9 protein-coding genes are annotated in these 9895 nt (G+C 72.1%); 5 read left to right on the top strand and 4 right to left on the bottom strand.

Annotated features, from left to right (window positions below):
- The first annotated feature begins 10 nt into the window (after positions 1–10).
- Positions 11–925: a kinase gene (locus ACIRD7_RS05295; protein ID WP_403449949.1), complete on the top strand. Its 915-nt coding sequence runs from the start codon at positions 11–13 to the stop codon at positions 923–925.
- A gap of 68 nt (positions 926–993) precedes the next feature.
- Here ACIRD7_RS05295 and ACIRD7_RS05300 read toward each other — a convergent pair whose 3' ends face one another.
- The 4 genes from ACIRD7_RS05300 to ACIRD7_RS05315 all read right to left on the bottom strand — a co-directional run bounded on the left by ACIRD7_RS05300 (position 994) and on the right by ACIRD7_RS05315 (position 4578).
- Positions 994–1938: a TauD/TfdA family dioxygenase gene (locus ACIRD7_RS05300; RefSeq protein ID WP_403449952.1), complete on the bottom strand. Its 945-nt coding sequence runs from the start codon at positions 1936–1938 to the stop codon at positions 994–996.
- A gap of 125 nt (positions 1939–2063) precedes the next feature.
- Positions 2064–2903: an ABC transporter permease gene (locus tag ACIRD7_RS05305; protein WP_403449954.1), complete on the bottom strand. Its 840-nt coding sequence runs from the start codon at positions 2901–2903 to the stop codon at positions 2064–2066.
- A complete protein-coding gene (locus ACIRD7_RS05310; RefSeq protein ID WP_403449957.1) occupies positions 2900–4153 on the bottom strand; it encodes a methylaspartate mutase in 1254 nt (417 codons plus the stop codon). Before ACIRD7_RS05310 ends, ACIRD7_RS05305 begins: the two co-directional genes overlap by 4 nt.
- On the bottom strand, positions 4150–4578 hold the full coding sequence (locus ACIRD7_RS05315; protein WP_403449960.1) for a cobalamin B12-binding domain-containing protein: 429 nt from the start codon (positions 4576–4578) through the stop codon (positions 4150–4152). Before ACIRD7_RS05315 ends, ACIRD7_RS05310 begins: the two co-directional genes overlap by 4 nt.
- Positions 4579–4931: 353 nt before the next feature.
- On the opposite strand from ACIRD7_RS05315, the gene ACIRD7_RS05320 reads away from it, so the two are divergent.
- The 4 genes from ACIRD7_RS05320 (at position 4932) to ACIRD7_RS05335 (ending at position 9772) form a co-directional block, all read left to right on the top strand.
- Positions 4932–6713 (top strand): fatty acyl-AMP ligase, encoded by a 1782-nt coding sequence (locus tag ACIRD7_RS05320; RefSeq protein WP_403451680.1) that lies wholly within the window; start codon positions 4932–4934, stop codon positions 6711–6713.
- Positions 6710–8524, top strand: coding sequence for an acyl-CoA dehydrogenase family protein (locus ACIRD7_RS05325; protein ID WP_403449962.1), 1815 nt, complete (start codon positions 6710–6712; stop codon positions 8522–8524). Before ACIRD7_RS05320 ends, ACIRD7_RS05325 begins: the two co-directional genes overlap by 4 nt.
- The gene (locus ACIRD7_RS05330; RefSeq protein ID WP_403449965.1) at positions 8521–9417 is read left to right on the top strand and encodes a hypothetical protein; all 897 of its coding nucleotides are present in this window, start codon (positions 8521–8523) and stop codon (positions 9415–9417) included. Before ACIRD7_RS05325 ends, ACIRD7_RS05330 begins: the two co-directional genes overlap by 4 nt.
- A gap of 82 nt (positions 9418–9499) precedes the next feature.
- Complete coding sequence (locus ACIRD7_RS05335; RefSeq protein ID WP_403449967.1) at positions 9500–9772, top strand: acyl carrier protein; 273 nt, start codon at positions 9500–9502, stop codon at positions 9770–9772.
- The last annotated feature ends 123 nt before the right edge of the window (positions 9773–9895 follow it).

Below are 9895 nucleotides of genomic sequence, written 5' to 3' on the forward strand. Positions count from 1 at the left end.
GAGGACCAGGGTGACGACGATCGACACGGCGGCGCTCCACACGGACTACCGTCGGGTGGCCGCCACCGGAGTGAGCTCGGCCTTCGGTACGTTCGGCGAGCTCCTGCAGGGCGTCCTGCCGGAGACGGACGGTGACTTCCTGGTCACCCTGCCCGTCGCCCGGTGGGCCGTGGCCCGCTTCGAGGTGGACCCGCACACCGATGTCCTTCAGGTGTGGCCGCCGCACAAGAAGAAGGCCCTGAAGCTGACTTCGATGATCATGGAGGATTCCTGGCGGCCCGCGGGGGGCGTCCTGAGGATCGACAGCACCCTGCCCGAGGGCAAGGGGCTGGCCAGCTCGTCCGCGGACCTGGTGGCGACGGCCCGCGCCGTCGCCAACGCCCTGGAAGAGCCGATGCCGCCGCGCCGCATCGAGTCGTACCTCGCCAGGATCGAACCGACCGACGGCGTGCTGTACCCGTCGGTGGTCGCCTTCCACCACCGCAGTGTGCGGCTGCGCGCCCGGCTCGGCTCGCTTCCGTCGATGGCGGTGGTGAGCGTCGACGAGGGCGGCGCGGTGGACACCGTCGACTTCAACAGCATCCCCAAGCCGTTCACGGCCACGGACAAGCGGGAGTACGTCCGGCTCCTCGACCGGATCGGAGGAGCCGTGGCCCGGCAGGACCTGGCCGAGGTCGGAGCGGTGGCGACCGCCAGCGCACGGATGAACCAGGTGCTGCGGCACAAGTGGTCGCTGGAGCCGATGATCGCGATCTGCCGTGAGGTGGGCGGTCTGGGCGTGGTCGTCGGGCACAGCGGCACCACGCTCGGCATCCTGCTGGACACCTCGGCACCGCAACTCCACAGCCGGCTCACCGCCGCCGCACAGGCCTGCCAGGAACTCGTCGGCAACGTGACCGTGTACCGCACCCTGAGCTTCCACTGAGCCCGAAGCTACGCAGCGGGGCCGCACCCGGCACACCGGGTGCGGCCCCTTTCGGGTTGCCGCCGCGGCTACGGCTGGAACGGTTCGCCGAGGCCCACGATGATCTCCCGCTCGCCCCGGTGGGGTTCACGGCTGTGCGCCGTGCGCACGTTGTCGATCACCAGGAGATCGCCCTGCCGCCACGGCTCGCGGACGGTGTGCTTCTCGTACACGTCGTTGATCAGGTCGACGGTTGCGCGGTCCAGGGGGGTGCCGTCGCCGCAGAGCGTGTTGAAGGGCAGCCCCTCCGGGCCGAACTCGGCCGTCAGGAACTCCCGGACCTCGGGCGCCATCGTCCACTCGTTGAGGAACGCGATCTGGTTGAACCAGCACCGCTCGCCGGTCTCCGGATGCCGTACGACGGCCGGGCGGGTCTGCGCGGTGTGCAGCGCGCCGTCGGCGTCCCAGCGTGCCTCGATACCGTGCTCGGCGCAGTAGCGGTCCACCTCCGCGGAGTCCCCGGTGCCGAAGGCCTGCTGCCAGGTGATGCCGACGAACGGGTTGTAGTGGCGGGTGAGCCGCCAGCCGTGCCGCTCGAAACGGGCGACCAGGTCCGCGGGCAGCTCGTCCAGGACGGCCCGGCTGTCGGCGATCGCGGTGATCCCGCCCTCGGCCGGCGGGGTGAGGCAGGCGAACGCCATCAGCCGGGGGGCGGACGGCGCGTAACTGAGCTCGTGGTGCATGCACATGGGCTGGTCGGCCGGCCAGTGCGAGGAGGAGTACACGCCCTGCCCGTAGGTGTCGCGCGGGGCGAACCCCTCGCGCTCGATCAACGGATCGCCGATGATCCGGCCGACGGCCGCGACGCAGGTCGCCCGGTCGTCCAGGCGCAGTCCGCGCACCAGGGCCACTCCGTTGCGGGCGACTGCCTCCCTGATCTCCGGGCGGTGTTCGGTGAGCCACTCGACGGCGGCTCCGGGCGGTGCCTCGGCCGCGTCGAGTCGGACGAGCGGGCCTGTTCCGGTTCCGGGCATGGTGCGGTGCCTCTTTCGTCTCTCGCAGGGTTGGCGTGGGATGCGGTGCGGAGCGGCGTTTCGGCAACGCCGCTTGAGTGCGTGCCGGGCGTCGCAGCGCGGGCAGGGGGTTTGTTCGGAGGCTCTCAGGCCGGCGGACGCTGGAAGGCCCGTACGGCGGTGATCGATCCGGCGACGGCTACCAGGACACTGGCGCCGAGCGCGGACCACACATGGGTGCCCAGCGGCTGGTCGAGGGCGAGCGCGCGGTTGGCGTCCATGGCGTACGACAGAGGGTTGATCGTCGCCAGCACCTGGAGCCAGTCCGGCAGCCGGTCCTTGGGGACGAAGGCGCTGGAGGCGAACATCAGCGGGAACGTGACCAGATAGCCGGCGCTCTGCATGGCCTCCGCGTTGCGCAGCCAGGCGCCCAGGGCGAGGAAGATCCAGGTCATCGCCCATACGACGGCACAGGTCAGCAGTACCGCGGCCAGCAGCCCGGGCAGCCCGCCGGCCGGATCGGCGTCCAGGAACACCACCGCCACCACGACGAGGATCACCAACTGGGCCGCCGTGCGCAGCAGATCGGCGAAGCTGCGGGCGAACAGCAGCAGCGGGGCGTGGATCGGCAGGGTACGCAGCCGCGCCACCGCGCCGTTGTCCATGTCGCGGACCAGGCCGATGCCCGAGGCCACCGCGGGACCGATGCCGGTGGTCACCAGCAGGGCGGGGAGCAGGAAGTCCAGGTAGGCCACGCCGTCGGGCAGATGTCCGCGGTCGACGATGGCGCCGAAGACCTGGCTGAGCAGCAGCAGCATGAACACCGGCTGCAGCATGCTGAGCACGACGACCTTGAGGTGCGTGAAGTTCGCCCTGACCGATCGTCCGGTGAGGATCAGCAGCTGCGCCGCGGGGCCGCAGCCCCGCCAGGTCGGCCCCGGCCCGGCCGCCAGGGGCGCGGTGGGCAGCGGCGAGGTGCTGGTCATGGGGTTCCTCCGGAGTCGTAGGCCCGTTGCACGCGTGACAGGGCCGTGAGCAGGTCGGCGGACGTGACCTTGCGCGCGGTGGACACGGCCGCTTCGGCGAGGGGCAGCGCACCGGTGTCCGCCCAGCGGAGCCGCCCGTCGCGGTCGATGAAGCTTCTGGCCCGGCCCGCGTTGTCGGGGTGCAGGCAGTAGGGGATGTCGAGCAGACCGCGCCGGAAGGCCGTCAGCAGGGCGGTGCCCACGTCGTCGTGCAGTTCCAGCACGGTGTGGACGAGGGTGCGGGCCTCCTCGTACACCTCGGAGTCGGCGTCGGGTGGGCCGGGGGCCGGTGCGGGGGCGGCGGTCGCGGCGCGCGCGGCGGTCTCCAGCGCCTCCACGTTGTCCGCGACGGTGGGGATGCGGTGCGCCTCCGCGGCGGTCTTCACGATCAGCCGGGAGGCTCCCGAGGCGACCGAGAGCCGTGCGGCCGCCTCCAGGAGAGCCAGCGCGCCGTCGCGCGAGAGCGGATACACGCCCATGTAGGCGTAGAGCACGACATGCCAGTCGATCTGCCCCAGCAGCTCGCCGGCGAGCAGCCGCAGCGCGGCCACCGCCTCCAGGTCCTGCTGCCAACTGGTCTGCTGGGCGTAGCTCAACGACACGCTGTGCAGGCCGTGCCGGGCGAAGAACACGCCCTCCAGCACGCTCACCGCGACCAGGACGGCCGGCGGGCACAGTTGCCCGAGCATGCAGCCGCCGAAACTCTCCAGATGCGGCACCCTGCCGTCGCCGGTGTGCCCGGCGAGCATCTCGCAGGCGGTGCGCCAGCTCGCGACCGCGTCCCGCAACGGGGTGCGGCTGTAGGGCAGGCAGTACGAGACCGGCCCGCCCTCCGTGGCGTCCAGGCCGAGGGAGAGCAGCGCCGAGACGATGTGCTCGGGCTGCGGGGAGCCGTGTCTGACCTGGACGGGGAAGGAGGCGTCGTGGATGCCGGCGAGCACGGCGCGCGAGGTGTCCGGGGGGTGGGTGCAGATCGGGTAGCCGTTGAGCGGGACGCCGTCGGCCAGCGCCTGGCGGGCGGCCGCGAGGTCGCGCACCCGGGTGTAGCTGTCCAGGGTCAGTGTCCCCACCGTGACCGCGTCGGCGCCCCGGGTGCGGGCCAGCCCCTCGCGCATCCGGTGGGGATCGCTGAAGCCCATCCGGGGCTGGACGACGAGTGTGCCGCGGGCCCGCGCCCCGGCCACGAAGGCGCCGAAGGGTACCTGCGTCACGACACCGCTCGGACGGACAACCGGGACACCAGGTCGCGGAACGCGGCGATGTCCCCGTCGTCGAAGACCCGGTCGTAGCCCGCGTCGAGCAGCCGGCGCACTTGTCCGACATTGCGCAGCCCTTCGGTTCCGAGCTTGCCGCCGATCACGATCGTGGTGGTGGCGAGCTCCGGCCGGGCGCGCAGGGCCCGGATGAGGCGCAGGCCGTCCTGGTGGCCGTGGCCGTTCACGCTGCTGACGACGAGCAGTTCGGGCCGGTGTTCGAGGGTGGTGCGCACCACCAGGTCGTCGGGCGCGCAGGGGCCGAGGTTGGTGACGTCGTGGCCCCATTCCTCCAGCAGTAATTGGAGAAAGACGAGATTCCAGGTGTGGGCGTCGGAAGAGGTGCCGGTGACCAGCACGGAAGGCAAGTGAATGCCATACATGGAATTCATCGGAATCCCGGAGTCGGGGAGTGGCGGAAGCCTCCGGTGTGACACCCGGAAACGCAGCGCACTCGGCGGCTGGAAGGTTCTTCTGAAATGCGGTAGGCCCTTGACTCTACTGCCGCGAACGGGCCCGGAGCCGGGGGACGGCTGGCCGGTTCTGGCCTCGGCACCCTCGAACTGCCTGCCGTTTCAGGAGGTTTGTCCCTGTTGCTGTGGGGCGGACGGGCACTGCGTGCAGTTTGCTGTCAGTCGCCTTCCCTGAGCTTGGGGCAGCCGGTAGAAAGTCACGGCAGTGCCGATTCGGTGCGCGGAAAAACCCGTTCGCAACCTCGAAGGGCAGGGCCATGAATATGGCGGGAATCGTCACCGCCCCCAGCGTTGTCGCAGTGCTCCGGCAGTATGCGGAAAAGCAGCCGGAAAAAGAAGCGGCGGCATTTGTGACGGATCCCCTTCGGGAGGACGGGGCGCGGTGGCTGACGTACTCCGAACTGGACGCGCGGGCCCGGCGCCTGGCCGTACGGCTGCACCGGGGCGGAGTCGAGCCCGGTGACCGGGCCGTGCTGCTGTACCCCGCCGGACTCGACTTCCTGACCGCGTTCATCGGCTGCCTGTACGCCGGCGTCGTCGCGGTGCCCTCCTCGCTGCCCGGTCGTTACCGCCACGAGCGGCACCGAGTCCGGCGCATCGCGGACGACGCGGGCGCGGCTGCCGTCCTGACCGACACCCCGACCCTGGGTGAAGTCGAAGAATGGCTCGCCGAGGAGGGGCTCGGCCATCTACGCCTGATGGCCACCGACGACGGCGCCGGACCCGTCCCCGACAACTGGACGATGCCCACCGCCGATCACGCCACCCTCGCCGTGCTGCAGTACACCTCCGGCTCCACCGGAGACCCCAAGGGCGTCATGATCAGCCACGGCAACCTGCTGCACCACACCGCTCGCATCGCCGAGGCCTTCGGCCTGGACGACACCATGCGCGGCGGCGGCTGGATCCCCCACTTCCACGACATGGGCCTGATGGGCATGATCATGACCCCGCTGCTGACGGGCTCCACCACCGTGCTGATGAGCCCCGGCGCCTTCCTGAAGCGCCCCCATCTGTGGCTGCACCTGATCGACCGGTTCGACGTCCGCTACACCGCGGCACCCGACTTCGCCTACGAGCTGTGCACCCGTCGCGTCACCGACGCCCAGACCGAGGGACTCGACCTCTCCCGCTGGCGGCACGCCGTCGACGGCTCCGAACCCGTACGGTCCGCCGTCCTCGACCGCTTCCAGCAGCGGTTCGCGGACAGCGGGCTGCGCGCAGACACCCTCGCTCCCAGCTACGGCATGGCCGAGGCGACCCTCTTCGTCTCCGGTGCGGTCGACGTCCCGCCCAGCAGTCTGCGGGTCAGTGCCGAGGGCCTCGAACGCAACGAGATCCGGCCCACCACCGAGGACGAGCCCGGTCGTGACGTGGTCAGCTGCGGACCGCCGCGCGGTGCCGAGGTGCGGGTCGTAGACCCCGACACCCTGCGCACCCTGCCCGAGGGCAGGGTCGGGGAACTCTGGCTGCGCGGCCCCGTCGTCGGACAGGGCTACTGGGGGCGCGAGGCGACCAACGAGGCCGAATTCCGGGCCACCACCGCGGAGGGCGACACCGGATATCTGCGCACCGGCGACCTCGGCGCCCTGCACCAGGGCGAGCTCTACGTCACGGGCCGCATCAAGGACGTGCTCAACCTGCGCGGCCGCAACCTCCATCCGCAGGACATCGAGCACGAACTGCGGGTCCAGCGACCGGAACTGGGCAACCTCGCCGGCGCCTGCTTCGCGGTTCCCGGCACGGACGGACAGGGCCAGGACGACGTCCTGGTGGTCACGCACGAGGTCCGCGGCATCAAGGACGAGGAGCGGCTCAGGGAACTCGCCACCGGTATGCGGCTCACCGTCGCCCGCGAGTTCGGCGCCCCCGTCGGAGCCGTCCTGCTGCTGCGGCCGGGCGGGGTGCGCCGCACCACCAGCGGCAAGATCCAGCGGTCGGCGATGCGCGAACTCTTCCGGGCCGGAGCCCTGGAGCCGACGTACGCCGAATACCAGTCCCACCTGCTGCCCGCGGCACCGGCCGGCGAGAAGGCCCCGGCATGACGACCACGACCCCGCACACCACAGGCACCCCGGACGGCCCGGCCACCGGCCCGCAGGCGACGGCGACGGCGACGGCGACGAGCCGGCCCGCCCCCGACTCCGCCCCCGACTCCGCCCCCGTCCCGGCCCTGGCCCGGCTGCTCACCGAACTGGCCGCGCCCGGCAAGCCGTTCTCCGCGCAGGCGCTCGCCGACCTCGACGAGCGGGAGGCCTTCCCCACCGAGGCATGCCGCGCACTCGACACGTTCGGGCTGCCCCGGTACTACGTGCCCGCCGAACACGGAGGCGCACTCGACGACTTCGGCCTGGTCATGCGGCTGCTGCGAGCGGTCTCCCGAGCGGACCTCACCGTGGCCGCCGCCCACGGCAAGACCTATCTCGGGGCCGTCTCCACCTGGATCGTCGGCGACCCGGACGGGGCGGCGCGACTGGGCCGGCGTATCAGCGACGGAGCGGTCGTCTCCTGCGCCCTGACCGAACGCCACCACGGCAGCGACCTGCTGGCCGGCGATGTCGCCGCCCACCCGGTCGCCGGGGACGCCGGCGGCTGGCGGCTCACCGGCGAGAAGTGGCTGATCAACAACATCACCCGGGCCGACCTGGTCACGGTCCTGGCCCGCACCGACCCGGCCGGCGGCCCGCGCGGCTTCAGCCTCTTCCTCGTCGACAAGAGCCGGCTCGCCCACGGTGCCCTGACCCCGCTGCCCAAGGTGCCCACCTACGGAATCCGCGGCGCCGACATCAGCGGCATGACGTTCCACGACACGTTCCTGACGTCCGACGCGCTCATCGGCGAGGTGGGCCAGGGCATCGAGATCATCCTCAAGGCCCTGCACCTCACCCGCACCGGCTGTGTGGCCATGTCCCTCGGTGCGGGCGACCACGCCCTGGACCTGGCCGCCCGGTTCGTCGCCGACGCCCACGACGACGGCGTACCCCTCGCCGAACTTCCGTACGTCCGACGGGAGATGGGCGAGGCGGTGGCCGGCCTGCTGCTCGCGGAGGCCACCGGTCTGGTCGCGGTCCGCTCCGTGCACGCCCTCACCGGCGAGATGAGCGTCGTCTCCGCCGTGGCCAAGGCATACGTGCCCGCCCAGGTCGACGACCTCGTGGCCCGGCTGCTCCACACCCTCGGCCCCTACGGCCTGCTGGACGCCGACCCGCACGGACGCTTCGCCAAACTGGAGCGCGACCACCGCATCATCGGCATCTTCGACGGCAGCAGCCTGGTCAACCGCAACGCCCTGGTCGACCAGTTCGCGCGCCTGGCCCGCGGCTACCGCAAGGGCCGCCGGGACGAGGAGGGCCTCGCCGAGGCGACCGACGTACACGCCCCGCTGCGGCCCTTCCGCCCGCAGGCGCTCAGCCTGCTCTCCGGCACCGGCGCCTCCGTCGTCACCGGCCTGCCGGCGGCCGTGGACCGCGTCCACGACCTCGCTGCCTCCGGAGCCGTCTCCGACCGTCTCGCCGCCCTGGCCGAACGGCTGCGGCAGGCCGCCGACCGCCTGCACGAGGACATGGCCGCCGTGCGCTTCTCACCGCGTGCCGTGCCCGGACACGCCTTCGAGCTCGCCGAACGGTTCGAACTGTGCTTCGCCGCGGCCGCCGCCCTCCAGCTGTGGCTGCACCGCGCGGACCGCAGCCGCGAGGCCTGGCTGCGGGGCTGCCTGGTCAAGGCGCTCACCGACCTCGGCGAGCCCGTCGAGGAGACCGACCGCGACGCCCTCGACACCCTCGCGGACGCCCTGCTGTCCGCCGCTCCCGGCACGGTCCCCTCACTCCTCGACGCCCTGGAGGGCACTGCCCGATGACCACGGTCACCGCCTCCACCGCCCTCGCCGACGCCGTCGAACAGCACCTCGGCGACCCGTACGACACCGCGAACCCGTACGGGTTCCGGGCGATTCTGGCCGCCGGCCAGGCGGGCCGCCCGGCGGTCGGACAAGCGCTGCCCGCCGCCCTCCACAGCAGCGGTGACACCCCCGAGGCATGGCTGCACGCGCTGCGCGCCCTGTACCGGCGCTCGCCGAGCCTCGGCCGTACCGTCCGCCCGGACCTCCCCGACGACGCGTTCCGCGCCACGGCCGTACACATCGGCGCGGCCGTCGGAGCCCTCGACTCGGCCCTCCGCGTCACCGTGCGCCACCTGCGCGCCCGCCGCCTCTACGGAGCGGCCGCCGTCGACATCCCGCACCTGCGCGAGGTGCTGTCGGGAGTCCACGCCGACCTGCTGCTGTGCGACGTCCTGACGACCCTCGCGGTCCGGGGCGAGGACGCGCTGCCCATCCGGGAAGGCGCCCACGAGCAGGCCGTACGCCATCTGGTGCCGCGCGCGCTCCAGGGCGCACTCGACCGGCTGTCGATCCTGATGGGTTCGCGCTTCTACATCAGGGAGGGCGAGCACGCCGTCTTCCAACTGCTGCTGAACGAGACCCAGCGGGAGCTGTTCGCACCGGCACGAGGACCGCGCCCCGCCCCGCGCCCGCTGCCGCTCGACGAACTGGTCACGGCCCGGCCGGCCACCGCGCTCCTCGCCCCCGAGTTCATGGCGGCCGCCCCCAGCCGGATCCTCACGACCCTTGCACGGCGGGCACAGCAGCCCTCGGGTGCCGTCCAGGAACGCCTGTACGCGGACCTCGTCCGCCGCTACGACACCGCGCGCTCCTTCGACCTGGCTGAGCGCCGGCTGCCGGACCGCCCCTGATCCCGCCCTCCGAACCTGCCCTCCGATCCCGCCCTCCGAACCTGCCCTTGTTCCGACCGGCCCTGCGAAAAAGGACAGTCCCATGCCCGAGTTCGATGTCGACACCCACTCCGCCGAGAGCCTCGGCCGCTGGCTCACCGACTGTGTGGCCACCCATCTGGGACGGCCCGCCGACGCGATCGACACCTCCCTGCCGCTCTCCGACTACGGCCTCGACTCGCTGTACGCGCTGTCCGTCATCGCCGAACTCGAGGACCACCTCGACATCTCCCTCGACCCCACCGTCATGTGGGACAACCCCACGATCGACGCGTTGAGCAAGGCCCTGGTCAAGGAACTGGCCCTGAGCGACTGACCGTTCCCGGTCACCGAGCCATCGCCGCACACACGTCGCTCCCCACGAGCGACCGCGCCGCCGCAGCCCCGCGCAGCCCCCCGCAGTCCACCACCTCCGCAGAACCGAGAGGACCGCACCTCC

Source organism: Streptomyces sp. NPDC093568, from assembly GCF_044764945.1.
In the GTDB taxonomy this organism is placed as follows: Bacteria; Actinomycetota; Actinomycetes; order Streptomycetales; family Streptomycetaceae; genus Streptomyces.

Coding starts and splice junctions, on each gene's coding strand:
- ACIRD7_RS05300 (WP_403449952.1), bottom strand. CDS start 1,938: ATGCCCGGAACCGGAACAGGCCCGCTCGTCCGACTCGACGCGGCCGAG.
- ACIRD7_RS05335 (WP_403449967.1), top strand. CDS start 9,500: ATGCCCGAGTTCGATGTCGACACCCACTCCGCCGAGAGCCTCGGCCGC.
- ACIRD7_RS05320 (WP_403451680.1), top strand. CDS start 4,932: ATGGCGGGAATCGTCACCGCCCCCAGCGTTGTCGCAGTGCTCCGGCAG.
- ACIRD7_RS05325 (WP_403449962.1), top strand. CDS start 6,710: ATGACGACCACGACCCCGCACACCACAGGCACCCCGGACGGCCCGGCC.
- ACIRD7_RS05305 (WP_403449954.1), bottom strand. CDS start 2,903: ATGACCAGCACCTCGCCGCTGCCCACCGCGCCCCTGGCGGCCGGGCCG.
- ACIRD7_RS05330 (WP_403449965.1), top strand. CDS start 8,521: ATGACCACGGTCACCGCCTCCACCGCCCTCGCCGACGCCGTCGAACAG.
- ACIRD7_RS05315 (WP_403449960.1), bottom strand. CDS start 4,578: ATGTATGGCATTCACTTGCCTTCCGTGCTGGTCACCGGCACCTCTTCC.